Origin of the sequence: Streptomyces vastus, from assembly GCF_039532825.1 — a bacterium.
GTDB lineage: Bacteria > Actinomycetota > Actinomycetes > Streptomycetales > Streptomycetaceae > Streptomyces > Streptomyces vastus.
This window is the reverse complement of the sequence record NZ_BAAASJ010000016.1, coordinates 1-24,083: the sequence shown is the minus strand read 5'-3', so window position 1 is coordinate 24,083 and position 24,083 is coordinate 1. Positions and strand designations below refer to the sequence as shown.

The 24,083-nt window shown below is 70.0% G+C and carries 21 protein-coding genes and 1 rRNA gene; 13 read left to right on the top strand and 9 right to left on the bottom strand.

Going from position 1 to position 24,083, the window contains the following annotated elements:
- Positions 1-99: 99 nt before the first annotated feature.
- From cseB to ABD357_RS05625, 4 genes are all read right to left on the bottom strand, one after another.
- Complete coding sequence (cseB, locus tag ABD357_RS05640) at positions 100-816, bottom strand: two-component system response regulator CseB (protein ID WP_344387894.1); 717 nt, start codon at positions 814-816, stop codon at positions 100-102.
- Positions 817-910: 94 nt separating this feature from the next.
- The gene (locus ABD357_RS05635) at positions 911-1,573 is read right to left on the bottom strand and encodes a hypothetical protein (RefSeq protein WP_425584748.1); all 663 of its coding nucleotides are present in this window, start codon (positions 1,571-1,573) and stop codon (positions 911-913) included.
- The gene (locus ABD357_RS05630) at positions 1,561-2,112 is read right to left on the bottom strand and encodes a SigE family RNA polymerase sigma factor (protein ID WP_344387891.1); all 552 of its coding nucleotides are present in this window, start codon (positions 2,110-2,112) and stop codon (positions 1,561-1,563) included. Before ABD357_RS05630 ends, ABD357_RS05635 begins: the two co-directional genes overlap by 13 nt.
- A gap of 339 nt (positions 2,113-2,451) precedes the next feature.
- On the bottom strand, positions 2,452-3,357 hold the full coding sequence (locus ABD357_RS05625; RefSeq protein ID WP_344387890.1) for an HhH-GPD family protein: 906 nt from the start codon (positions 3,355-3,357) through the stop codon (positions 2,452-2,454).
- A 480-nt stretch (positions 3,358-3,837) separates the two neighbouring features.
- Between ABD357_RS05625 and ABD357_RS05620 the strand changes: the two genes are divergently transcribed.
- Positions 3,838-4,680: a hypothetical protein gene (locus ABD357_RS05620; protein WP_344387888.1), complete on the top strand. Its 843-nt coding sequence runs from the start codon at positions 3,838-3,840 to the stop codon at positions 4,678-4,680.
- A 53-nt stretch (positions 4,681-4,733) separates the two neighbouring features.
- On the opposite strand, the gene disA is transcribed toward ABD357_RS05620, so the two are convergent.
- Positions 4,734-5,858 carry a DNA integrity scanning diadenylate cyclase DisA gene (gene disA, locus ABD357_RS05615; protein ID WP_344387886.1) on the bottom strand — a complete coding sequence of 375 codons (1,125 nt, stop codon included), beginning with the start codon at positions 5,856-5,858 and terminating at the stop codon, positions 4,734-4,736.
- A gap of 81 nt (positions 5,859-5,939) precedes the next feature.
- Positions 5,940-7,349, bottom strand: coding sequence for a DNA repair protein RadA (radA, locus tag ABD357_RS05610; protein ID WP_344387885.1), 1,410 nt, complete (start codon positions 7,347-7,349; stop codon positions 5,940-5,942).
- Between the two features lie 244 nt (positions 7,350-7,593).
- Between radA and ABD357_RS05605 the strand changes: the two genes are divergently transcribed.
- On the top strand, positions 7,594-9,351 hold the full coding sequence (locus tag ABD357_RS05605; RefSeq protein ID WP_344388022.1) for a BACON domain-containing protein: 1,758 nt from the start codon (positions 7,594-7,596) through the stop codon (positions 9,349-9,351).
- A 4-nt stretch (positions 9,352-9,355) separates the two neighbouring features.
- Here ABD357_RS05605 and ABD357_RS05600 read toward each other — a convergent pair whose 3' ends face one another.
- Positions 9,356-10,285, bottom strand: coding sequence for a DUF3109 family protein (locus ABD357_RS05600; protein WP_344387884.1), 930 nt, complete (start codon positions 10,283-10,285; stop codon positions 9,356-9,358).
- Between the two features lie 71 nt (positions 10,286-10,356).
- Between ABD357_RS05600 and ABD357_RS05595 the strand changes: the two genes are divergently transcribed.
- The 4 genes from ABD357_RS05595 to ilvD all read left to right on the top strand — a co-directional run bounded on the left by ABD357_RS05595 (position 10,357) and on the right by ilvD (position 14,961).
- Positions 10,357-11,289, top strand: coding sequence for a Ppx/GppA family phosphatase (locus ABD357_RS05595; protein WP_344387883.1), 933 nt, complete (start codon positions 10,357-10,359; stop codon positions 11,287-11,289).
- A gap of 225 nt (positions 11,290-11,514) precedes the next feature.
- Positions 11,515-12,339: a sugar phosphate isomerase/epimerase family protein gene (locus ABD357_RS05590; RefSeq protein ID WP_344387881.1), complete on the top strand. Its 825-nt coding sequence runs from the start codon at positions 11,515-11,517 to the stop codon at positions 12,337-12,339.
- The gene (locus ABD357_RS05585; RefSeq protein ID WP_344387880.1) at positions 12,336-12,950 is read left to right on the top strand and encodes a TetR/AcrR family transcriptional regulator; all 615 of its coding nucleotides are present in this window, start codon (positions 12,336-12,338) and stop codon (positions 12,948-12,950) included. Before ABD357_RS05590 ends, ABD357_RS05585 begins: the two co-directional genes overlap by 4 nt.
- A gap of 157 nt (positions 12,951-13,107) precedes the next feature.
- Positions 13,108-14,961 carry a dihydroxy-acid dehydratase gene (gene ilvD / locus ABD357_RS05580; RefSeq protein ID WP_344387878.1) on the top strand — a complete coding sequence of 618 codons (1,854 nt, stop codon included), beginning with the start codon at positions 13,108-13,110 and terminating at the stop codon, positions 14,959-14,961.
- Between the two features lie 72 nt (positions 14,962-15,033).
- Here the strand turns inward: ilvD and ABD357_RS05575 are convergent, their stop codons facing one another.
- On the bottom strand, positions 15,034-17,280 hold the full coding sequence (locus tag ABD357_RS05575) for a protein kinase domain-containing protein (protein WP_344387876.1): 2,247 nt from the start codon (positions 17,278-17,280) through the stop codon (positions 15,034-15,036).
- A 183-nt stretch (positions 17,281-17,463) separates the two neighbouring features.
- On the opposite strand from ABD357_RS05575, the gene ABD357_RS05570 reads away from it, so the two are divergent.
- The 6 genes from ABD357_RS05570 to proC all read left to right on the top strand — a co-directional run bounded on the left by ABD357_RS05570 (position 17,464) and on the right by proC (position 22,083).
- Positions 17,464-17,778, top strand: coding sequence for an SH3 domain-containing protein (locus ABD357_RS05570; RefSeq protein ID WP_344387874.1), 315 nt, complete (start codon positions 17,464-17,466; stop codon positions 17,776-17,778).
- A 43-nt stretch (positions 17,779-17,821) separates the two neighbouring features.
- A complete protein-coding gene (locus ABD357_RS05565) occupies positions 17,822-18,355 on the top strand; it encodes an EamA/RhaT family transporter (RefSeq protein ID WP_344387871.1) in 534 nt (177 codons plus the stop codon).
- A gap of 137 nt (positions 18,356-18,492) precedes the next feature.
- Positions 18,493-19,302 (top strand): class I SAM-dependent methyltransferase, encoded by an 810-nt coding sequence (locus ABD357_RS05560; RefSeq protein ID WP_344387869.1) that lies wholly within the window; start codon positions 18,493-18,495, stop codon positions 19,300-19,302.
- A 228-nt stretch (positions 19,303-19,530) separates the two neighbouring features.
- Positions 19,531-20,364 (top strand): ABC transporter ATP-binding protein, encoded by an 834-nt coding sequence (locus tag ABD357_RS05555; protein ID WP_344387868.1) that lies wholly within the window; start codon positions 19,531-19,533, stop codon positions 20,362-20,364.
- Complete coding sequence (locus ABD357_RS05550; protein WP_344387866.1) at positions 20,361-21,152, top strand: ABC transporter permease; 792 nt, start codon at positions 20,361-20,363, stop codon at positions 21,150-21,152. Before ABD357_RS05555 ends, ABD357_RS05550 begins: the two co-directional genes overlap by 4 nt.
- Before the next feature lie 118 nt (positions 21,153-21,270).
- Positions 21,271-22,083 (top strand): pyrroline-5-carboxylate reductase, encoded by an 813-nt coding sequence (gene proC, locus ABD357_RS05545; protein WP_344387865.1) that lies wholly within the window; start codon positions 21,271-21,273, stop codon positions 22,081-22,083.
- A gap of 149 nt (positions 22,084-22,232) precedes the next feature.
- On the opposite strand, the gene trpS is transcribed toward proC, so the two are convergent.
- The gene (gene trpS / locus ABD357_RS05540) at positions 22,233-23,231 is read right to left on the bottom strand and encodes a tryptophan--tRNA ligase (RefSeq protein WP_344387862.1); all 999 of its coding nucleotides are present in this window, start codon (positions 23,229-23,231) and stop codon (positions 22,233-22,235) included.
- Positions 23,232-23,993: 762 nt separating this feature from the next.
- Here trpS and ABD357_RS05535 point away from each other — a divergent pair.
- Positions 23,994-24,083: ribosomal RNA gene (locus ABD357_RS05535) — 16S ribosomal RNA — on the top strand; the annotation flags it as partial.

Genomic DNA, 24,083 nt, shown 5'->3' with positions numbered 1-24,083 from the left:
CTGAACCTCCGGCGGCGTTCCGGATTCGCGCTCGGATTCCCGTTCGGATTCGCGCTCGGATTCCGGCTCGGACTCTTGCTCGTCCCCCGCATGATCGGCTCAGGCCTTCAATTTGTAGCCGAAACCGCGGACCGTCTCGATCCGGTCCTGGCCGATCTTCGTACGCAGCCGCTGGACATGAACGTCGACGACGCGGGTGTCGCCGCCCCAGCCGTAGTCCCACACCCGCTCGAGCAGCTTGTCGCGGGACAGGACCGTACCCGGCGCGGACGAGAACTCCAGGAGCAGCCGCATCTCGGTGGGCGTCAGCGCCACCGGCGCACCGCCCCTGCGGACCTCCATGCCCTCTGTGTCGATCTCCAGATCTCCGTCACCGAACGACAGCACACCGCCGTCGACGGACGAGGAACGCTCGGCATCGGCGGCGGCCCGCTGCCCGCTCGCATGCCCGAAGCGCCGCAGCACCGCGCGGATCCGGGCGACCAGGACGGCTCCGTCGAAGGGCTTCGTCACGTAGTCGTCGGCGCCCGCCTCCAGGCCCAGGACGACATCGATGGAGTCGGCGCGGGCCGACAGCATGATCACCGGGACCGTGGACTCGTCACGGATCCTGCGGCACAGCGAGACGCCGTCCAGGCCCGGCACCATCACGTCGAGGAGCGCGATGTCGGGCTGGTCCGCACGGAACGCCTCCAGGCCGGCCAGTCCGTCGGGCACGGCGGTGACCACGAAGCCGTCGCGCTCCAGCGCGAGCTGGGTGGCCTCGCGGATGACGTCGTCGTCCTCGACGAACAGGACGTGGGTCTGCTCTGCCATCCGGTGCTCTCAGTTCTCCGTCTGTCAGTTGTCGGGTCGGGGAAGTTGTCGGGTCAGGGTCAGTTGTCGGCCAGGGCAGTGCTGTCAGTCAAGGTCAGTTCTCGGCCGGGGCGGGCGTCTCGCCGCTCCCTACCTTGCTGTAGTCGTTGTGCGTGCGGGCCTGCTCCGTGAAGCGGTCCCCGATCCAGCGGTACATGATCACTTCCTCGCCGGACGGAAGAGCCACCGAGTCGCCCCGCTCGTACACCTGCTGGGTGACCACCAGGTCGCCCCGGTCGATCTCCGCGTAGACCGGAGGCTCCTCGGCCCTGAAGACGTTCTTGTACTCGCCGCCCTGCCCCCGATACACATACGAGCCGACTCCGACCGCATCGCCGCAGGTCAGCACGTTGACCACGATGTCGTTCGCGGACCCGCCCGTCAGCTTGCCGTACGACACGTCGACCGGGTACTCGTCGGCGACGCACGGCTGCAGATCACGCTTGACCGCCGCGCTGACCTTCGGGTCGGCCTTGAGGAGCTGGACCGCGTCCACGCTCGGCTCAGCCGTGGAGGGCGAGGCGGAGGGCGCGACGGCGCCCACCGACACCGAGTCGGAACGGGCCGGGCCCTCGTCTCGGGCCCCGGTGCCGCCACTCGCGCAGGCGGATACCAAAAGGCCGAGGGCGGCGAGCACGGCCACTGCCGTGATCGCCGCCTTCATGGCCCTACGGGCCCCTCGGGGCTCCGTGTCCGGACCTGCGTCTAGGCCGCGCAACGCTCCCGCTCCTTACCCGCCTTGCCCGGGTCGAGCGCGCGTCCCTCATAGCCGCGGCTCTCCAGCTCCTCGCGGAGCCGGGCAAGGGCCCGGTGCAGCGTGCTCTTGACCGTTCCGGCCGACATGCCGAGGGCGGCGGCCGTCTCTTCCGTGGACATCTGCTCCCAGTGTCGCAGCACCACGACACTGCGCTGCTTCGGAGCCAGCACCTTCAGGATGTCCATCAGCAGTGCGCGGTCCGCGTGCTGCTCGGTCGAGTCGTCCACGCTCGCGTCCGGCAGCTGCTCGGTGGGGACCTCCTCCAGCTTGCGGGCCCGCCACCACTCCGTACGCGTGTTGATCATGACGCGGCGCAGGTAGGCGTCCGCGAGACGCTTGTCGGAGATGCCGTCCCAGCGGCCGTACGTCCGTACCAGCGCCGTCTGCAGCAGGTCCTGGGCGTCGATCGGGTCCGGCACCAGACGGCGGGCACTGCGCAGCAGCGCGTCCTGCCTGGTGCGTACGTACTCTTCGAACTCGAGCACCTCGCCGTGCGCCATGTCCAACCGCCTCCGATCCCCGTTACCGACCCGCCTGCTGCCGGCTGTTCTCCGCTTCGTGTGCCGCTGGTCCGCGGTACGCCAATGAAGCTACGGAGGGCTTGTCACGGGGTTGTCCGAGCGAGCCTGCGGCGAGCGCTCGGCTGTCCGTCGGTTGTGTAACGGAAGTAGGGCGGGAGTAAAGAGCCGTGGGGGATGGGGCGAGATTGGGAGGATTTGCCTGCGAGGGCGGTGCAGTTGTCTGTCAGTGGGCTGTGCTGGTTTGTGCGCTGTATTTCAGTGCTGTGTCTGCGGAACCTGTTGTCGGCTGAGGGGAGTGGAGGGGAGTGGCAGTACGCGTCAGGTGAGCGGGAGTCGGTACAGGCCGCCCGGGAGGGGTTCGACCAGGCCGTCGGCGACCAGGCCGTCCAGGGCGCGGGCGCGCTGCACCGGCTCGTCCCAGACACGGTCGAGCGCCGGCTGCGGGACCGGTCCGACCGCCTCGCGCAGGACCGCGAGGAGCCGGCCGCGCACCTGGCGGTCCGTTCCCGCGTACGTCTGGCCGCGACGCGGCGGACCCTCGTGCGCGGGCTTGCCGGCCAGGCGCCAGGCGCACTGGGCGGCGATCGGGCACCGTACGCAGCTCTCGTTCTTCGCCGTGCAGACCAGCGCGCCGAGTTCCATGGAGGCGGCGGCCCAGCGCGAGGCCGTGTGCTCGTCCTCGGGCAACAGGGCGCGGGCGAGCTTGCGTTCGGCGGCGGTGGTGGCGTTCGGGGGGTACTGCACGCCGGTCACGGCGCGGGCGAACACGCGGCGCACGTTCGTGTCGAGGACGGGGTGGCGCTGCCCGTACGCGAACGAAGCCACGGCGGCGGCCGTGTACTCGCCGATGCCGGGCAGCGCGAGCAGCTTCGCATGATCCGTGGGTACGTCCCCGCCGTGGCGCTCCGCTATGGCTGCGGCGGCTCCGTGCAGCCGCAGCGCGCGCCGTGGGTAACCGAGGCGTCCCCAGGCGCGGACGGCCTCACCCGGAGACTCTTCGGCGAGGTCGGCGGGCCGGGGCCAGCGGCTGAGCCACTGCTCGTACACCGGCAGCACGCGGTTCACCGGCGTCTGCTGCAGCATGAACTCGCTGACCATGACGCCCCATGGGCCGGCTTCGGGGCGGCGCCAAGGGAGGTCGCGGGCGTTTTCTTCGAACCAGTGGATTACGGGGGTGTGGAGGGTTTCGGGGGTGCTGGGGGTGGGCTTTGTGGGCGCAGTCATGACGGCACCGATCCTGCCACGTGCCTCCGGCGGTTGGGCGGAATGGGGTCGTGGCGGGTTGCCTCCGGGGGCTGGACGGGGTGCCTACGGGGCTGGTGGGTTCGGGTTCGTGGGCGAGTGCGGGTTGAGTGTGGCTGGTCGCGCAGTTCCCCGCGCCCCTGAAAAACCAAAGCCTGCGACTTCCCGCGCCCAGGGAAAGCCCGTACCCCCAACTACCCGCAGCCTCCCACTGACGCACCGGCCCACGGCCCCGACCCACCACCCACCCCAGGGGCGCGGGGCTGTGACATTAGCGGCTCCGCCGCGGGGCGCGACCATCCCCAACGAACCCGCAGCCGCCCGCGATCCCAACGCCCCACCCCCGTAGTCCCCCGCCCAACCGCCGGAGGCACTGGTTCCGGGATGATGATCCGGAAAAGTTGGGGCTCACGGCGGCGGGTGGGGACAGCGAACCCGCCGATCTCTCGTAAGGTTTGCGCCGTGGGATCTCTGCGCAATCCTGTCGGGCCGCTTCCCTCCTCCATCTACTGGCGTCGGAGGGCCGTTCTGGTGTCCTTGGTCGCGCTGTTGGCGTTGCTGATCACCTGGATCGTCACCTCTGGCGGCGGGGGCGGCAACAACGGCGCGGACGGGTCCAACGGCAAGAACCCCGCGCCCTCCATCACGCCCGGCCCCACCAGCTCCGGGCCCGCGATCAGCGAAGCCCCGGGCGGACGCGACGAGTCGGGCGAGGAGACTGGGGGCAGCGGCGGCAGTGGGGGGAACGGAGGAAGCGAAGGGTCCGGTGATTCCGATGGTGGCTCCGCGGGCTCCGGCGGGGCGGACGGTTCCTCCGGTGGTGCGGGCGGTGCCGGTGGTGGCTCGGCGGGCGTCGGGGGTGGCGGCGTGTCCGGGGATACGGTTCCCGCCGGTTCCAGCCTGCCCAACTGCACGCCTGGTGCGGTCAAGTTGACGCTGCGCAGCGTCCAGAACACGTACTCCCCCGATGAGCAGCCCGCGCTGGAGCTGGTCGTCACGAACTCCTCCGCCACCGACTGCAAGCTCGATCTCGGCCCGAAGGAAGCGGTGCTGACGATCACTCAGGCGGGCGGCGACGACGAGATGTGGTCCTCGGCCGACTGCCCGACAGGCGCCGGCAGCGTCCTGTACCGCATTCCGGCGAAGGAAAGTGTCACCCGCACCCTGGAGTGGGACCGCAAGGCCAGCGCCCCCGAGTGCGCCACGCCTCCGGCGGAAACGGCGAGCGCGGGCACGTACTTGGTGGAGGCCACGGCCCCGGGCCTGACAACGTCCCGCACGTCGTTCGTCCTGGCAAAGGACTGAGGGTTCGTACGGACCTGTAGGGCGCCGTCAGGGACGTACGAAACTCCGGTTCCTCAGACGTAACGTTCCAAGATCGACGACTCCGCCAACCGCGACAGCCCCTCCCGGACGCTCCGCGCCCGCGCCTCGCCGACGCCGTCCACCGTCTGGAGGTCATCCACGCTCGCGGCGAGCAGCTTCTGCAGGCCGCCGAAGTGCTCGACCAGTCGGTCGATGATCGCGCCGGGCAGGCGCGGCACCTTGGCGAGGAGACGGAAGCCGCGCGGTGACACCGCCGAGTCGAGGGTCTCGGGGGCGCCGGTGTAGCCCAACGCCCTTGCCACCGTGGACAGTTCGAGCAGCTCGGCGTGCGTGAGCGCGTCGAGTTCGGCGAGGGCCTCGTCGACCGTGCGGGAGCGCTTGGCGGTCGGCTCCGGTACGTAGTCCCGTACGACGAGTTCGCGCTCGGGCTCGACGCCCGCGATCAACTCGTCGAGCTGGAGGGCGAGAAGGCGGCCGTCCGTGCCCAGCTCCACCACGTACTCGGCGATCTCCGTGGCGATCCGGCGCACCATCTCCAGACGCTGGGCCACGGCCGAGACGTCCCGGACGGTGACCAGGTCCTCGATTTCGAGGGCGGACAGCGTGCCGGCGACCTCGTCGAGGCGGAGCTTGTAGCGCTCCAGCGTCGCCAGGGCCTGGTTGGCGCGGGAGAGGATCGCCGCCGAGTCCTCCAGGACACGGCGCTGTCCGTCCACGTACAGCGCGATCAGGCGCATGGACTGGGAGACGGATACGACGGGGAAGCCGACCTGCTTGGAGACCCGGTCGGCCGTGCGGTGCCGGGTGCCCGTCTCCTCGGTGGGGATGGTGGGGTCGGGCACCAACTGCACGCCCGCCCGAAGGATCTTGGTGATGTCCTTGTCGACGATGATGCCGCCGTCGAGCTTGCACAGCTCTCGCAGCCGGGTCGCCGTGAACTCGACGTCCAGGACGAAGCCGCCTGTGCACATCGACTCGACCGTCTTGTCCCAGCCGAGCACGATGAGCCCGCCGGTGTTGCCGCGGAGAATCCGCTCCAGGCCGTCGCGGAGACCCGTGCCGGGTGCCACGGCGCTCAGTGAGGCGCGCATCAGCCCATCGGCACCGGAGCTCCCACCGGACTTTCCGGGAGCTGCCGCCCGGTCATTGGCTGCCACTGCACTCCTCCGGTCGCAGGATCTGGGGCGCTCCCGTTTCGCATACTTCTTTCGTACGGACGGGCGAGACCTGGGCAAAGTCTACCGGCGCTCCTCCTCGTCCCGTGGGGCCTCTCGACGACGCGACCTCGGGAGCACCCGCAGCGCGTCCCCCATGTCGGCCACTTCCAGGACCTTCATCCCGGCAGGGATCTTGCCGGGATCGCCCGGTACGAGCGCGTGCGTGAAGCCCAGACGATGGGCTTCGGCGAGTCTGCGCTGGACGCCCGTGACCCGTCTGACCTCGCCCGCGAGGCCCACCTCGCCGATCGCCACGAGATTCTTGGGGAGCGGGGTGTCGCTCGCGGCGGAGGCCAGGGCGAGGGCGATCGCCAGGTCCGCGGCTGGCTCGGAGAGCTTCACGCCGCCGACCGTCGCCGAGTAGATGTCCCGCTTTCCCAGGGCGCTGATCCGGCCGCGCTGCTCCAGGACGGCGAGCATCATCGAGACGCGGGAGGTCTCCAGACCCGAGGTCGTACGCCTGGGGGAGGGGATCTGCGAGTCGACGGTGAGCGCCTGGACCTCGGCGACCAGGGGGCGGCGGCCTTCGAGGGTGACGGTCAGGCAGGTGCCGGGGACGGGCTCGGCGCGGCGGGTGAGGAACAGGCCGCTGGGGTCGGCGAGTCCGGTGATGCCCTCGTCGTGCAGCTCGAAGCAGCCGACCTCGTCCGTCGTGCCGTACCGGTTCTTGACGCCTCGTACGAGCCTCAGGCGTGCGTGCCGGTCGCCCTCGAAGCTCAGGACGACGTCCACGAGGTGCTCCAGGAGGCGGGGGCCCGCGATGGCGCCGTCCTTGGTGACATGGCCCACAAGGAGGGTGGACATGCCGCGCTCCTTGGAGGCGCGGATCAGGGCTCCGGCCACCTCGCGGACCTGGGCCATGCCTCCGGGGGCGCCGTCGATCTCCGGAGAGGCCACGGTCTGCACGGAGTCGAGGATCAGGAGGGACGGCTTCACCGCGTCCAAGTGACCGAGGACGGCGGCCAGATCGGTCTCCGCGGCGAGATACAGGTGGTCGTCGATCGCCTTGATGCGGTCGGCGCGGAGGCGGACCTGGCTCGCGGACTCCTCGCCGGTGATGTAGAGCGTGCGATGTTCGTCACTTGCCGACTTGGCCGCCACGTCCAGCAGCAGCGTGGACTTGCCGACGCCCGGCTCGCCCGCGACGAGCACGACCGCGCCCGGCACCAGTCCGCCGCCGAGCACCCGGTCCAGCTCGGGTACGCCGGTGGGGCGGGCGGTCGCCGTGCGGCCGTCGACCTGGCCGATGGGCACCGCGGACGTCGTGACCCGGCCGGGGGCTGTCGTACGGACCGCGGGCGCGCCGTACTCCTCGACCGTCCCCCAGGCCTGGCACTCGGGGCAGCGGCCGAGCCACTTGGCCGTCTGCCAGCCGCATTCGGTGCAGCGGTAGGACGGCCGGTCCTTCGCGGTCTTCGTACGGGCAGCCATGGACGAAACCGTAACCGCCGCCACTGACAACGCCGTCCCCGCCCACGAACCTGCCCACGACCACTTGCTTCCGGCCAGTTGCCGAGATCAGGGCATCCTTCGCAAACCAGCCCTAGCCGATCCGGGACGCGCCGCGGAATTAATCCTTCCTGTCCCCTTATGGAGGATCGTTTCACCCGTATGGATTAAAAGCGCTCATGCAGGGAGAAGTGGCCGCCGCCCGACGCCTACGGTCCCTCGGGTGATGAGCCGAAGTCCGGAAACCACCACGCACACCACCGGCGCACCCCCGGCGCACCGTGCCGCACCCGACCGGGCGGCGGTCCGTACGTCGGCGCAGTGCCCGCCCACGCGCTACGAGCCGTATCTGGACGGCCTGTTCACGTACTGCCTGTCCGTGCTCTGCGACCACGACGCGGCGGTCGCCGCCCTCGGGGACGCCCTCGCGCTCGCCGAGCGCCGCGGCCCGCGCGGTGTGCAGGCCGCCGACGAGCGCAGGGCCTGGCTGTACGCCCTCGCCCGCTGGGCATGCCTGCGCAAGCTCGCCGAGACCACGGACACGGACCGGCCGGGCAATCGACAGGCCAACCGGCAGGCAAAGCAGGCCAAACAGGCCAAGGTGGCCAAGCCCGGCGGGCAGAAACGTCGCGGCACGCGCGCGTCGGACGCCGAAGAAGACCGTCGCCGTCGTGAACTCGCCCTGCTCGCCTGGCCGGAGGCCGCCGGGACCACGCCCGAGCAGCGCGAAGCGCTCGAACTCGCCGTACGACACCAGCTCGCCGTCCGCGAAGTGGCCGCCGTCCTCGGCATGGAGCCGGTCGCCGTCCGCGAACTCCTCGGTGCCGCCGCCTGCGAGGTCGAGCGCACCCGCGCGGCCCTCGCCGTCGTCGAGACCGGCGCCTGCCCGGGTGTCGCCAGGCTCACCGGGGACCGGCTGGTCCTCAGCACGCCCCTGCGCCGCGAACTGGTCCGGCACGTCGACGACTGCCCGCGATGCCGCCGTACCGCCGAGCGCGCGATCCCCGGCTCCTGGCCGGGCACCAGCGTCACGCCCGCCGCGCTCCCCGTACTCGAAGCCCCGCGCGCGGCCCTCCACATGGCGATGGCGCGTGCCCCACGCGCGCGGGGCGGCTCTTTGCGCTTCGACCGGCGCGGCTTCCCCATGGACCCCAAGCACCACGCTGCCCGCCGTAACCGCCTCCGCGCGCGTGCCGTCACTACGACGGTCGTCGTCACCGTGGTGGCGGCTCCCGTACTCGCCCTGGGGGCGGCCTACCGCGGCGCTCCCCTCACCGGCGAGGGCTCGCCCGGCCGCCCGATCACCGCGAACGAGGCGCACGGCCCCGGCGCACTCGGCGGCGAGTACGCGGACGACTACGAGAACGCGGGCAGCGCCGACCCGAAGCCGGAGCCGCAGCTCAGCGAGGGAGTGGGCAAGGGATTCGGCGAGGGAAAAGGTTCGTCCGAAGTCGCCGTCCAGGTTATCGGCGTGGCCTCGGGCCACCAGAAAAAGGGTCTCTCCGTAGAGGCCGATTCCAGTGGCGACACCACGCTGATCACACTCAGGGCATCGGGTGGTTCACCGGTCCACTGGTCCGCGCGCACCGGCGCCTCCTGGCTCTACCTGAGCCAGTCGTCGGGAACGCTGCGGCCCGGCGAGTCGTTGACGATCAAGGTGTACGTCGACCATCTCCGCGAGCCGAACGGCCCCTGGAGCGCGCGGGTGTCGATCGCACCCGCAGGCGCGATGGTCTCGATCGACGGCTACGGGACGGCGGGCCCGTCACACCCGGGCCCAGGCCCTGCCCCGGACCCGACCCCGAGCGCTCCCACACCGTCATCCCCCGGCCCCACACCCAGCGACCCGACCCCCTCGGCCCCCGAGCCCACGCCCACCAGCCCGACCCCGTCCGAGCCGGACCCGACACCGACCCCCATGGAAGCCACGGGCTCACCTCCGCCGCCGAGTGACGGCACCACCCCGAGCCCCCAGGAAAGCTGACAACTCAATCCACGGGATCGGCAGGATGCGCTGCCACCAGCGGCAGCCGGGACGCCAGCCGCTCCTCGCACAGCTCCACCAGCCGGTCGTACGCGGCCTTGCCCATCATCTCGATGAGTTCGGGCCGGTACGTGACGTACACCGGTTCGCCCGAGCCGTGCGCGGACGTCGCCGACGTGCACCACCAGTGCAGGTCATGGCCGCCCGGACCCCAGCCGCGGCGGTCGTACTCGCCGATCGAGATCTGGAGTACGCGGGTGTCGTCGGGCCGGTCGATCCAGTCGTACGTCCGTCGCACGGGCAGCTGCCAGCAGACGTCCGGCTTGGTCTCCAAGGGCTCGCGGCCCTCCTTCAGCGCCAGGATGTGCAGCGAGCAGCCCGCGCCGCCCTCGAAGCCGGGGCGGTTCTGGAAGATGCACGAGCCCTGGTAGGGGCGGGTCTGCCGGGAGCCCTCGTCGTCCGTCGAGACCCAGCCGGTCTCCATGCCGACGTCGTGGTTCTGCCAGATCTCCGGCGTGAGTCTCGCCACATGCCCGGCGACGCGCTTCTCGTCGTCCTCGTCCGAGAAATGGGCGCCGAGCGTGCAGCACCCGTCGTCCGCCCGACCCGCCTGGATGCCCTGGCAGCCGCTGCCGAAGATGCAGTTCCAGCGAGAGGTCAGCCAGGTCAGATCGCAGCGGAAGACCTGCTCGTCGTCGGCCGGGTCCGGGAACTCCACCCACGCACGCGCGAAGTCGAGCCCCTTCTCGTCCGGCTCGGACGCCGGGACAGCGGCCTTCTTCGGGAAGTTCTTGGACGAGTCCTGAGGGGACTGCTTGTGGGACTTCTTCGGGGACTTCTTGGTCTTGCCGGTCGCCTTCGCCTGCGAAGAACCCTTGGCCGATGTGTCTGAGCCTGCCGATTTGTCGGTCTTCGCCTTTTTCGTCTTTGGCACGCGTCCAGGGTAAGTCGCCGGGAACCGCTCCGGGGACCAGCAGGGGGCCTGCTCGCAGTAGCGTTCCGTCCATGAGACTCGGTGTCCTCGACGTGGGTTCGAACACGGTGCACCTCCTGGTGGTGGATGCACACCCTGGCGCGCGCCCGTTGCCCGCGCATTCGCACAAGGCGGAGCTACGGCTCGCCCAGCTGCTCGACGAGAGCGGGTCGATCGGCCCCGAGGGCGTCGACAAACTGATCTCCGTCGTCCGGGAGGCGCTCGACGCGGCCGAGGACAAGGGCGTCGAGGACCTGCTGACGTTCGCGACCTCCGCCGTGCGCGAGGCGACCAACGCCGACGACGTACTGGAGCGGGTGCGCACCGAGACGGGCGTCGAACTCCAGGTCCTCACCGGCGAGGAGGAGGCCCGGCTCACCTTCCTCGCCGCCCGCCGCTGGTTCGGCTGGTCGGCCGGAAAGCTGCTGGTCATCGACATCGGCGGCGGCTCCCTGGAGATCGCGTACGGCATAGACGAGGAGCCCGACGCGGCGGTGTCGCTGCCGCTCGGCGCGGGTCGCCTGACGGCTGCCTGGCTGCCCGGCGACCCACCGGACCCCGCGGACGTCAAGGCGCTGCGTAGGCATGTACGCGCCCAGATCGCCCGCACGGTCGGAGAGTTCAGCCGCTTCGGCTCCCCCGACCACGTCGTCGCCACCTCCAAGACATTCCGCCAGCTGGCCCGCATAGCAGGAGCCGCCCGCTCGGCAGAGGGTTTGTACGTACAACGCGAACTGAAGCGCCGCTCCCTGGAGGACTGGGTCCCCCAGCTGGCCACCATGACCACAGACCAACGAGCAGAACTCCCCGGAGTCTCAGAGGGCAGAGCAAGCCAGCTCCTGGCAGGCGCGTTGGTGGCAGAGGGCGCGATGGACTTGTTCGGCGTGGAGACCCTGGAGATCTGCCCCTGGGCGTTGAGGGAGGGCGTAATCCTCCGGCGCCTGGATCAGATGGCGCCAACGTAGGGGGAGGGGCCCGTGTCCCGTAGGGGCCGGGCCCCGACAGGGGCGCGGGGCTGTATCAATTTGCGGCTCCGCCGCGGGGGCGCGATCAACCACGAGGAACCCGCACCCGCCCGCGGTGAAAACCACAACGGCGATTAGGCGAACCGTACGACAAGAACCGGCACCCTTCGGCCAAGGCGAGCCGCCCCCGCACAACCGCCGGAGGCAACCCGTACTCTGTCCTTCGTGGCAGAACCAGTGGTCCGCATCCCGGATGCGAAGGTCGCGCTGTCGACGGCCTCTGTCTATCCGGAGTCGACGGCGACGGCCTTCGAGATCGCCGCGCGCCTCGGGTACGACGGGGTCGAGGTCATGGTCTGGACCGACCCGGTCAGCCAGGACATCGAGGCGCTGCGCAGGCTCAGCGACTATCACCAGATCCCGGTCCTGGCCGTTCACGCCCCCTGCCTGCTCATCACCCAGCGCGTCTGGTCCACCGACCCCTGGGTCAAGCTCCAGCGCGCCAGGTCCGCCGCCGAGAAGCTCGGCGCCTCCACGGTCGTCGTACATCCGCCGTTCCGCTGGCAGCGCCAGTACGCCCGCGACTTCGTCACCGGGATCTGGCGGATGGCCAACGAGACAGACGTACGGTTCGCCGTCGAAAACATGTACCCCTGGCGCTACCGCGACCGCGAGATGCTCGCGTACGCCCCCGACTGGGACGTGACGAAGGACGACTACCGCCACTTCACGATCGACCTGAGCCATGCCTCCACGGCCCGCGCCGACGCCATGCAGTTGCTCGACCGCATGGGCGACCGCCTCGGCCACGTCCACCTCGCCGACGGCCGGGGCTCGGCGAAGGACGAGCACCTCGTCCCGGGGCGCGGCAACCAGCCCTGCGCCGAGCTTCTGGAGCGGCTCGCCCTGAGCGGCTTCGACGGCCATGTCGTCATCGAGGTCAACACCCGCCGGGCGATGTCCAGCGCCGAACGCGAGGCCGACCTCGCCGAGGCCCTGGCCTTCAGCCGGCTTCACCTCGCCTCGGCGCTGCGGGTCGCCGGCTCATGACCGACACGGCCCCCCGACGCCGCGGACGCCCTTCCCGTACGCAGTCGGCGGACGCGCCCGCGACACGTGACCGCATCCTGGCGGCGGCCCGCGAGGAGTTCTCCCAGCGCGGCTACGACAAGACGTCCGTACGCGGCATCGCCAAGGCGGCCGGCGTGGACTCGGCACTCGTGCACCACTACTTCGGCACCAAGGAGCAGGTCTTCGAGGCGGCCGTCGAGGTCGCCTTCTCGCCCGCCCTCAAAGTGCGCGACGTGGTCCTCGAAGGCCCCCTCGACGAGGTCGGCGAGCGCATGACCCGCCTCATCTTCGGCCTTTGGGAGAACCCCGTGACCCGGATGCCGCTCCTCGCGATCGTCCGGTCGGCGGTGAACAACGAGACCGCGGCCGCCGTCTTCCGCCGCCTGGTCGCCGCGCAGCTGATGCGCCGCATCGCCGGCCGGCTCGACGCCCCGGACGCGGAACTGCGCACCGAACTCGCGGCCGCCCAGCTCGTGGGGGTCGCGATGATGCGGTACGTGATCAAGATCGAGCCGCTGGCGTCGGCGGACCCGGAGCTGGTCATCGCGCGGCTCGCGCCGGTGGTCCAGGGTCATCTGACGGGGCCCTGAACGAGGCCTCCGGCACGGCCGCCGCCGGGACACACACCCCTGATCACCCCGGCCGCCGACCGAGACACACATCCCGTATTCCGGACAAGCCGTCGGGGACCTCGAGCACCGGCGTAGGCTCGAAACCTGTCAGAACTCTCCTAAGGAGCGAGCGACGATGCCCGATCTGAGGTCCCGCACAGTCACCCACGGCCGCAACATGGCGGGCGCCCGCGCCCTAATGCGCGCCTCCGGTGTACCGGGCGCGGACATCGGCCGGAAGCCGATCATCGCGGTCGCCAACTCCTTCACCGAGTTCGTCCCCGGCCACACCCACCTGGCGCCGGTCGGCCGGATCGTCAGCGAGGCGGTCACGGCGGCCGGAGGCATCCCGCGTGAGTTCAACACGATCGCCGTCGACGACGGCATCGCGATGGGCCACGGCGGCATGCTGTACTCCCTGCCCTCCCGCGACCTGATCGCGGACAGCGTCGAGTACATGGTGGAGGCCCACTGCGCCGACGCCCTGATCTGCATCTCCAACTGCGACAAGATCACCCCGGGCATGCTCATGGCGGCGCTGCGCCTGAACATCCCGACGGTCTTCGTCTCCGGCGGCCCCATGGAGGCCGGCCGCGCGACCCTGGTCGACGGCACGGTCCGTACGCTCGACCTGATCGACGCGATCTCCGACGCGGTCAACGACAAGGTCTCGGACGAGGACATCCTCCGTATCGAGGAGAACGCCTGTCCAACCTGCGGTTCCTGCTCCGGCATGTTCACCGCCAACTCCATGAACTGCCTGACCGAGGCCATCGGCCTGTCCCTCCCCGGTAACGGCTCGGTCCTCGCCACACACACGGCCCGCAAGGAGCTGTACGAGCGGGCCGGCGCCACCGTCGTCGAGCTGACCAAGCGCTACTACGACGAGGACGACGCCTCCGTCCTCCCGCGCGCCATCGCCACGCACGCGGCCTTCGAGAACGCCATGGCCCTCGACATCGCCATGGGCGGCTCCACCAACACGATCCTGCACCTGCTGGCCGCCGCCCAGGAGGCCGAGGCCGGCTACGACCTGACCGACATCGACGCCGTCTCGCGCCGCGTCCCGTGCCTCGCGAAGGTCGCGCCCAACGTCGCGGCGACGCGGACGTACTACATGGAGGACGTGCACCGCGCCGGCGGCATCCCCGCGATCCTCGGCGAGCTCTACCGCGGCGGTCTGCTGAACGAGGACGTCCACACCGTCCACAGCCCCTCCGTCAAGGAGTGGCTGGACGCATGGGACATCCGCAGCGGCTCGACGTCCGAGGAAGCCATGGAGCTGTGGCACGCGGCCCCCGGCTGCAAGCGTTCCGCCGAGGCCTTCTCCCAGTCCGAGCGCTGGGAGGAACTCGACACCGACGCGGCGAACGGCTGCATCCGCGATGTCGCCCACGCGTACTCGAAGGACGGCGGCCTGGCCGTCCTCAAGGGCAACCTCGCCGTGGACGGCTGTGTCGTGAAGACGGCCGGCGTCGACGAGTCGATCTGGACCTTCGAGGGCCCGGCGGTGGTCTGCGAGTCGCAGGAGGAGGCCGTAGAGAAGATCCTCGCCAAGCAGGTGCGCGAAGGGGACGTGGTGGTCATCCGCTACGAGGGCCCCAAGGGCGGACCCGGCATGCAGGAGATGCTCTACCCCACCTCCTTCCTCAAGGGCCGCGGCCTCGGCAAGGCCTGCGCCCTGGTGACGGACGGCCGCTTCTCCGGCGGCACCTCGGGCCTGTCGATCGGCCACGCCTCCCCGGAGGCGGCGTCCGGCGGCACGATCGCCCTGGTCCAGGACGGCGACCGCATCCGCATCGACATCCCGAACCGTTCGATCGACCTGCTGGTCTCCGAAGAGGAGCTGGCCACCCGCCGTACGGCCCTGAACGGGACGTACGCCCCGAAGAACCGCGACCGAAAGGTCTCGGCGGCCCTGAAGGCGTACGCGGCGATGGCGACGAGCGCGGACAAGGGGGCCGTGCGGGACGTGTCCTTGCTGGGCTGAAGCCCAGGCGAGCGGCATTTGAATCTTGGATAAGGACCGCCTCCTGTTCGTCGGGGGCGGTCCTTCCGCTTGCTACCGGACCGCGTGCGACCAGACCGACGGGTCGCGTGCGTCGACGGCGAACACGGAACCGTCGGGCCCGCCGGCGTACACATGACCGCCCGCGATCACGGGCTCCGGGAGGGAGGCCGCGACCCGGTCGGAGTGCGTGCCGAGCCGTGGGGGCGTCTGGCCGAGGAGCTTTCCGCTGCGGGCGTCGACGGCGAGGAGCCGCCCGTCCGGGGCACTGACGTACACATGCCGGTCGTCGGCAACCGGATCCGAGCTGCGGGAGGCACCCGTTTCGAGCCGCCACAGCTGCCGGCGCGCGTCCATGTCGACGGCGACCAGCGATCCGCCCGTACCGCTGAGGTGGACGACACTTCCGCGCACAGTGCCATGAGCCTGCTGGAGCGGGACGGGCAGGGCCACCCGCCGCGTCGTCCCGCTGTCCGGCATGTAGCGGACCACGGCCTTCGTCTCGCCGTACGCGGCATCGGTGGAGGCGAAGAAGACGGATCCGTCCACCGTGCCGAGGAACTCCAGCAGCCCCTCCAGGCGCGCGTCCCACCGCACCTCGCCCGTCCGCGGATCCACCGCCGTGATGTGCGTGCTCGTCCCGTCGTCGGACGTGCTCGTCGCGTAGGCGAGGGGATCCCCGGCGAACGTGGTGAAGTACGGCGCGGCCTGGCCCGGAATCGGCCGGCTCCACTTCGTGTCGCCCGAGGCGCCGTCCACCCCGGTGACCGTCCCGTCGGCGCCGGTGAGCAGCAGCATGCCGCCGGCGCTCGCCATGCTGTTGTGCGCGGGCAGGCTCCGCTGCCAGCGGACCTTGCCCGAAGCGGGGTCGAGCGCCGCTGTGCGGCGCCCCTGGTCGAGTGAGGGCTGCACGAGTCCGGCCGACAGGAACGGCGGCCCGCTCGGGATCGTGTCGGCGACGGGGTGCCGCCACAGCCGGCGTCCGTCGGCCGGATCGAGAGCGAAGACCAGTCCGGTCTGTGCACACAGCAACTTCCCTGCTCCATACGAGCATTGGGGGGTGCCTTGAGTGCCTTGGCTGCCGGCGATGGAGGCCGGCTTCGCCTCCCATGCGCTGAACCGGGCCGGTGCGCTCTGCGCGGCGTCGTTCTCCTGCGCCGGCGCCGGCGCAGGACCTCCGTCGTTGAGCAGGGTCACGGAGGCCAGCACGCCGAGCGCGGCCAGCCCGAGCGCTCCGGCGCCGAGAGCGGCACGTCTGATCAGGCGCTTTCTGGGCTGCCGCCGTCCGGCCACTTGGGCCGTCGTTTGCGCACTCTCTCGTTCCGCCGCATCTGGTTCCGCTTTCGCGGCGAACTCTTCAGCCTGTTCCGCCTCTTCAGGCTTTCCCGTACGTTCCGTACGAGGCTTCGGTCTCGGTGTCGGCCCGACCTCGACCGACCGCTGCCCCGGTATGAACGCCTGCGTGTCATACGAGGCCGCCACCGACCGCAGTTCCCGCATCAACTCGTCGGGGGTCGGCCGGTCCTCGGGCTCCTTCGCCAGACAGCGCAGCACGAGCGGCGCGAGCTCTGCCGGTACGTCGGTCATATCCGGCTCGTCGTGCACGACCTGGTAGGCGACGATGTACGGGCTGTCGGAGTCGAACGGCCCGCGCCCGGTCGCCGCGTGCACCATCACCGACCCGAGCGCGAAGACATCGGCGGCGGGCCCGACCTCGCGAGGCCGCCGGAACTGCTCCGGCGCCATGAAGGGCGGCGTACCGATCAACTTGCCGGTCTCGGTACGCAGTTCGCTGTCCTTCGGCCGGGAAATACCGAAGTCGATGACCTTCGGCCCGTCCTCGGCGAGCAGCACATTGCTCGGCTTCAGATCCCGGTGCACCACCCCGACACGGTGGATGTCACGCAGCGCCTCCGCGAGCCCGGCCATCACACGGCGCAACTGCGCCGGAGCCATGGACCCGTTCCGCTTCACCTCGTCGGAGAGGGTCGGGCCCGGGATGAACAGCGTGGCCATCCAGGGCCGTTCGGCGTCGGGGTCGGCGTCGACGACCGGCGCGGTGAAGGCACCGCTGACCCGGCGCGCCGCGGCCACCTCCTGCCGAAAACGCCCCCGGAACTCGCGGTCCTTCGCGTACTGGGCATGCACCACCTTCACGGCGACCCGCATCCCGGAGGTGCTCCGGGCCAGATGTACGACCCCCATGCCACCCGAACCCAGGCAGGACTCGAGGCGGTAGTGACCGGCGTACTCGGGAAGTTCCGCTTCCGCGCCCGCTCCCGCGTCCTGCTGTGGCGCCATGGGAAACACCCCCGTGCTGAATCGTCCGCGCGCGCGACGCACGGAGCCTAGTCGATGACTCTTACGAGGCTGAGGCGGCTTACTGGTCTCCATGTGCGAGTTGTGTACATGTGTTTCATGATGTGATTTAGGGGAATCAACGGGGCCCCATGACAGACATGGGGCTCAACGGGGGAGGTTTGCATGTCAGTTGACCGTGCCGAAGAGGTGGCGGGCAGAGACGAGACGGACGACATCACCACCACGGCCGTGCGCTATTACTCGGTCGCGCCCGGCTACCGGGTCAACGTCCGCAGCGGCCCCGGCACCAGCTACCGCATCGTCCGAGTCCTGGCGGAGGGGGCGCGCGTCCCCATCCACTGCCAGACGCCGGGCACGCGGGTCACGGGCCCGTACGGCACTTCGAACATCTGGGACAACATCTCGAGCGGCCAGTACATCTCGGATACGTACGTGAACACCGGCAGCGACGGCTACGTAGCGCCGCGCTGCTCCTGAACCCGGCGGAGCCCGCGGCAGCTCCGGAGCCATAATCAAACGCGTGAGCGCAGAGAATGGCACCCCGGACACCACGGCTGCGGGCTCCCAGGGTTCCCCGGGCCCCACGGCTGCCACCGGCCCCCGCCCCGAACCCATCCGCTTCTTCGGCACGACCTGGCTGAACCACGACCACGGCTACGCCGCCCGCCGCATCGCCGCAGCCGCCGGTTCGCTGGCCGCGGCCGCCGCTGCCTGCCTCGTGCTCCGCCTCACCTACGAGGGCCTGCGGATCTCCGAGACCGGAGGCTTCGTCACGCTCCTCATGGTCGTGATGTTCACGATCTGCAGCGCTCTGGCCTTCCGCCACACCTGGGACGGCTTCACCCGCCGCCCCGACCCCGACCGCCAGGCCTCCCTCCGCGGCCTGCTGGCCGTCGGCTTCGTCGGCTCCCTCCTCGCCTACTTCTTCCGCTCCCTCATCGAGGCTCCCGGCGAAAAACTCCACCGCGAGGAATACGAGACGGCCCGCAAACAACACGAGAAGCGCACCACCCGCCGCACGGGCAACCCATCGAAGAAACGCCGCCGCTCCTAGCGACCGGGGCAGGACCGCTGCCCAGCCACCGCCACCGCCCCGCCATCCCTCACCCCGCACCCCTCACTGAAAACTCACGGCCATCTCTCACTGAAAACCCACTGTCACCTCCACCTACCCCCGGCCACCATGGCCGTATGTCCACGACACCCCCACCACAGCCCTCCGCTCTCCACGCCGGCCGAGCCCACTCCTTCAACGCCGCCGCGGCCCAGTACGCCGCCAACCGCCCCTCCTACCCGCCCGCCCTCTTTGACGCGATCGAAGACCTGGCCGGCCACCCACTCACCGGCTCCCGCGTCGCGGACATCGGCGCCGGCACGGGCATAGCGACAGCACTGCTCCACGCCCGCGGCGCAGACGTCGTCGCCGTGGAGCCCGGCGACGGCATGGCGGCCCAGTTCCGCCGCACCCTCCCCGACGTACCCCTCCTGCGCGGCGACGGCAACTCCCTCCCTCTGGCCACCGCCTCCACCGACTTCCTCACCTACGCCCAGTCCTGGCACTGGACCGATCCGGCCCGCTCGGTTCCGGAGGCGCTCCGCGTCCTGCGCCCGGGTGGCTCGCTCGCGCTGTGGTGGAACACCAGCGCCCTGAAACTCCCGTGGATCACCGAGCAGGCCGACCGCATCGAGCGTCACCTCGGCACCGCCCGCGAGGTCGACAGAAACGGCAACGGCCCCGAGGTCAGTGCCGCGCTCGCCGACCCCACCGGCCGCCTCGCCTTCACCCGCCGCACGGTCCGCTGGAGCCGCCGCGTCCCCGTCGACACGCACCTCGCGAACATCGGCAGTCACTCGATCTTCCTCGTCAGCGGCGAAGAACGCACCGCGGCCTTCCTTGCCGAGGAGCGCAAGCACCTGCTCGAGGTCTTCCCGGACGGCATCGTCGAGGAGGTCTACGACGTAATCCTCCTGGTGGCCACCAAGCCCACCGCCACCTGCTGACCCCACCCCGGCATCCCCGCCCGGAATCCCCCGCACAGCACCCCGCCACCCAAGGCCCGCTGACGGTCGCGACCGTCGGTGAACGGCAACCGCCGGGCCACCCGCACTCCGCCTCCCCTCATGCCCCTGGGGGCCTCGCGTCCACGCGCGCCCTCATCCCGACGCGCACCCATGCCGCCGTACACCTCCCCCTTGACGCGCCCTGCGCACGCGAGGATTATTCATCACATGATGAATTATGCTTCCGGGCAACCCAGCGAGGGAGCACCCCGAACCGACGGCGCACCCGGCACCGCCGGCGCCCCCGCCGTCCGCGCCGAGGGCCTCACCGTCGTCCGAGGCCCCCGCACGGTCCTGCGCGGTCTCGACTTCATCGTCCCGCGCGGCCAGGTCACCGGCCTCCTCGGCCCCTCCGGCTGCGGCAAGTCGACCCTGATGCGCGCGATCGTCGGCACCCAGGCCAAGGTCACCGGCACCCTCGACGTCCTCGACCGCCCAGCCGGCCACCCCACCCTCCGGACCCGCATCGGCTACGTCACCCAAGCCCCCTCCGTCTACGACGACCTGACGATCCGCCAGAACCTCGACTATTTCGCCGCGATCCTGGACCCCGGCCGTGGCTCCGCCGAGCGACGTCACGAGAACGTCACCCAGGCCATCGCCGACGTCGACCTCACCAGTCACGCCGACGCCCTGGCCGGCAACCTCTCCGGCGGCCAGCGCAGCCGCGTCTCCCTGGCCGTGGCACTCCTCGGCACCCCCGAACTCCTGGTCCTCGACGAACCCACGGTCGGCCTGGACCCCGTACTCCGCCGTGACCTGTGGAACCTCTTCCACTCCATCGCCGCAGAACGCGGCGCCACCCTCCTGATCTCCTCCCACGTCATGGACGAGGCCGAGCGCTGCCACCGACTCCTCCTCATGCGCGAGGGGGAGATCCTCGCCGACGACACCCCGGAGGCCCTGCGCCACCGCACCGGCTCAGAGACGGTCGAGGCGGCCTTCCTGCGCCTGGTGGACGAGGCGGTCGCGGCGGGCCGCAAGAAGGAGACGACGCGATGAGTACGACGATGAGTACGTCCACGACGATGACGCCCGCCCCGACGAGCGCGCTGAACATCTCCCGCACCACCGCCACCGCGGCCCGGGTCCTGCGCCAACTCCGCCACGACCCGCGCACCATCGCGCTGATGATCCTCATCCCGTGCGTGATGCTGTTCCTGCTGCGCTACGTCTTCGACGGCAGCCAGCGCACCTTCGACAACATCGGCGCCTCCCTCCTCGGCATCTTCCCGCTGATCACGATGTTCCTGGTGACCTCCATCGCCACCCTCCGCGAACGCACATCCGGCACCCTGGAACGCCTCCTCGCCATGCCCCTCGGCAAGGCCGACCTCATCGCTGGCTACGCCCTCGCCTTCGGCGCCCTCGCCGTCGTCCAGTCCGCCCTCGCCACCGGTCTCGCCCTCTGGGCCCTGGGTCTCGACGTCACGGGCTCGGCCTGGCTTCTCCTGCTCGTGGCTCTCCTCGACGCTCTCCTGGGCACGGCCCTCGGCCTCTTCGTCTCGGCCTTCGCCTCCTCGGAGTTCCAGGCCGTGCAGTTCATGCCGGCGGTGATCTTCCCCCAGCTCCTCCTCTGCGGCCTTTTCACTCCCCGTCCCAACATGCACCCCGTCCTCGAAGGCATCTCCAACGTCCTCCCCATGTCCTACGCCGTCGACGGCATGAACGAAGTCCTCAAGCACACCGACGTCACCGCCCACTTCATCCGCGACATCCTGATCGTTGCCGCCTGCGCCCTCCTGGTCCTCACCCTCGGCGCCGCAACCCTTCGCCGCCGCACGGCCTAGTGCCCCCACGCCCGGGGTTCGCCATCCATCCCGCCCAGCGGACACGGCGGCCCACCCCGCGACCCCGGTGCGAGGATGGTTCCTGGACGACGCACCCCCGCCCGGAGGGCAACCGAACATGACCCAGAAAGTCGCAGTGCTCGGCACCGGCAAGATCGGCGAAGCCCTGCTCAGCGGAATGATCCGAGCCGGCTGGTCCCCCGCCGACCTCCTGGTCACCGCACGCCGCCCGGAGCGAGCCGAAGAGCTCCGCACCCGCTACGGCGTCACCCCGGTGACCAACCCCGAGGCAGCCAAGACCGCCGACACCCTGATCCTCACGGTCAAGCCCCAGGACATGGGCACCCTCCTCGTCGAACTGGCCCCACACGTCCCCGCCGACCGCCTGGTCATAAGCGGTGCGGCGGGCATCCCCACCTCCTTCTTCGAGGAGCGCCTCGCCCAGGGCACCCCCGTCGTCCGTGTCATGACGAACACCCCCGCCCTCGTCGACGAGGCGATGTCCGTCATCTCCGCCGGCAGCCACGCCACCGTCGAGCACCTCGCCCACGCCGAGGAGATCTTCGGCGCCGTCGGCAAGACGCTCCGCGTCCCCGAGTCCCAGCAGGACGCCTGCACCGCCCTCTCCGGTTCGGGACCGGCGTACTTCTTCTACCTGGTCGAGGCCATGACCGACGCGGGCATCCTCCTCGGCCTGCCCCGCGAAAAGGCACACGACCTCATCGTCCAGTCCGCGATCGGCGCCGCCGTGATGCTCCGCGACAGCGGCGAACACCCCGTGAAACTCCGCGAGAACGTCACCTCCCCCGCGGGCACCACAATCAACGCGATCCGCGAACTGGAGAACCACGGCGTACGAGCCGCCCTCATCGCCGCAATCGAGGCAGCCCGCGACCGCGGCCGCGAACTGGCCTCCGGCAACAACACCTGACGCCGCCACCGGCGCCGGGCCTGGACCCCGACCGTCCAGACACTCGGCGCCAAGGGCAAAGCGAGTCAGCGATCACCGACCCCAGCGATCACCGACCCCAGCGGTCACGGATACAACGCCCACGGATACAGCGCCCGCGGACTCAGCCCTCACGCCGACGGCAGCAATCCGATCGCCCGGTACGCCGCGTCCACCCTCGGCCGCGCCATCTCTCTGGCCTTCTCCGCACCATCCCGCAACACCCCCTCCACGTACGCAGGATCCGCGCACAACTCCCTGTGCTTCTCCTGTACGGGCCTGAGGAGCTCGACCACAGCCTCGGCGGTGTCCTTCTTCAAAGATCCGTACGACTCATATACACCGGCCAGGCCTTCGGGGTTCCCACTTTCACATGCCGCGAGGATCTCCAGCAGATTCGAGACCCCCGGCCGCCCCTCCCGGTCGTACACGACGTCCCGCCCGCTGTCGGTCACCGCCCGCATGATCTTCTTCCGGATCACATCCGGCTCATCGAGCAGATAGACGATCCCTGGCCCGACGTCCTCGGACTTCCCCATCTTCGACGTCGGCTCCTGCAGGTTCATCACCCGCGTCGCCACCACCGGATGCGTGGCTCGAGGCACCACGAACGTATGCCCGTACCGCTGGTTGAACCGCACCGCCAGATCCCGCGCCAGCTCCACATGCTGCGTCTGGTCGTCCCCGACCGGCACCTCATCCGTCCCGTACGCAAGGATGTCCGCCGCCATCAGCACGGGATAGGTCAGCAGCGACAGCCGTACGCTCCCACCCCGCGTCCGCTCGCGTGCGGCCTTCTCCTTGTACTGGATCATCCGCCGCATCTCCCCGTCCGAAGCGACGCACTCCAGCACATACGACAGCCGCGCGTGCTCGTCCACATGACTCTGTACGAAGACAGTGCACAGCTTGGGATCGAGCCCCGAGGCCAGCAACAGCGTGGCCGCTTGTCGACTGAGCCTGCGCACCCGCCCTGGATCGTGCTCCACGGTCAGCGCGTGCAAGTCGACGACACAGAACAGCGCATCGGCACGGTGCTGATCGACATCGGCCCAACGCCGTACGGCTCCCAGGTAGTTCCCCAGCGTCAGATGCCCCGTCGGCTTGACCCCACTGAAGATCCGCGTCATCTCTCCACCTCCTGATCAGGACCGCCGCGGCCCGTCGGCCGAGTTCTCCAGGAGGGAGAAACGAGAACGGCCGCCGAGGCGGCGGCCGTTGAGTACATACGTGGGAACGGCCGCCCTCAGGCGGCCCACCACAGCTGGGTGCACGCATGCGTCGTCATACGCCCGAGGCTACCTCTCCTGGGTGCTCGACGGCGTCAAGTTGACACGCCCCAACCCGCTCCGTACTGTTCTCCGAGTTGTCCGACGTGAGCGCCGACTCCGGCCGGTCCCCGGACAGCCATTCCGTAGTAAGCACCTAACGATCGACGACCCGTCGTCGGCTCGTTTTGATGCGCTTTTGCGAAATGAGGAATCCGCGTTCGAAGGGCGCGACCCCGATTAGCTCGGGGCCGGAGATTCCGCTAAAGTCTCACTCGTCGGAACGGCCCGAACGGCCGTGAAGACAACCCACTTTCGACTGGGAATCGGGCCCGAAAGGGTCTGGTAGAGTCGGAAACGCAAGACCGAAGGGAAGCCCGGAGGAAAGCCTGCAAGGGTGAGTACAAAGGAAGTGTCCGTTCCTTGAGAACTCAACAGCGTGCCAAAAATCAACGCCAGATATGTTGATACCCCGTCTCCGATCGGATCTGTTTCGGTCGGGAACGAGGTTCCTTTGAAGAATACACAGCGAGGACGCTGTGAACGGCCGGGCTTATTCCGCCTGGTTGTTCCGCTCTCGTGGTGTCGTCCCGCAGTCTTTAATTGGACGCAGTCGGGAATACATTCACGGAGAGTTTGATCCTGGCTCAGGACGAACGCTGGCGGCGTGCTTAACACATGCAAGTCGAACGATGAACCACTTCGGTGGGGATT

Bases quoted from the DNA above. Each gene is read 5' to 3' on its own strand.
- cseB (WP_344387894.1), bottom strand. From the start codon at position 816: ATGGCAGAGCAGACCCACGTCCTGTTCGTCGAGGACGACGACGTCATC.
- ABD357_RS05630 (WP_344387891.1), bottom strand. From the start codon at position 2,112: ATGGCGCACGGCGAGGTGCTCGAGTTCGAAGAGTACGTACGCACCAGG.
- ABD357_RS05625 (WP_344387890.1), bottom strand. From the start codon at position 3,357: ATGACTGCGCCCACAAAGCCCACCCCCAGCACCCCCGAAACCCTCCAC.
- radA (WP_344387885.1), bottom strand. From the start codon at position 7,349: ATGGCTGCCCGTACGAAGACCGCGAAGGACCGGCCGTCCTACCGCTGC.
- ABD357_RS05605 (WP_344388022.1), top strand. From the start codon at position 7,594: ATGAGCCGAAGTCCGGAAACCACCACGCACACCACCGGCGCACCCCCG.
- ABD357_RS05595 (WP_344387883.1), top strand. From the start codon at position 10,357: ATGAGACTCGGTGTCCTCGACGTGGGTTCGAACACGGTGCACCTCCTG.
- ABD357_RS05585 (WP_344387880.1), top strand. From the start codon at position 12,336: ATGACCGACACGGCCCCCCGACGCCGCGGACGCCCTTCCCGTACGCAG.
- ilvD (WP_344387878.1), top strand. From the start codon at position 13,108: ATGCCCGATCTGAGGTCCCGCACAGTCACCCACGGCCGCAACATGGCG.
- ABD357_RS05575 (WP_344387876.1), bottom strand. From the start codon at position 17,280: ATGGCGCCACAGCAGGACGCGGGAGCGGGCGCGGAAGCGGAACTTCCC.
- ABD357_RS05570 (WP_344387874.1), top strand. From the start codon at position 17,464: ATGTCAGTTGACCGTGCCGAAGAGGTGGCGGGCAGAGACGAGACGGAC.
- ABD357_RS05560 (WP_344387869.1), top strand. From the start codon at position 18,493: ATGTCCACGACACCCCCACCACAGCCCTCCGCTCTCCACGCCGGCCGA.
- ABD357_RS05555 (WP_344387868.1), top strand. From the start codon at position 19,531: ATGATGAATTATGCTTCCGGGCAACCCAGCGAGGGAGCACCCCGAACC.
- ABD357_RS05550 (WP_344387866.1), top strand. From the start codon at position 20,361: ATGAGTACGACGATGAGTACGTCCACGACGATGACGCCCGCCCCGACG.
- proC (WP_344387865.1), top strand. From the start codon at position 21,271: ATGACCCAGAAAGTCGCAGTGCTCGGCACCGGCAAGATCGGCGAAGCC.
- trpS (WP_344387862.1), bottom strand. From the start codon at position 23,231: ATGACGCGGATCTTCAGTGGGGTCAAGCCGACGGGGCATCTGACGCTG.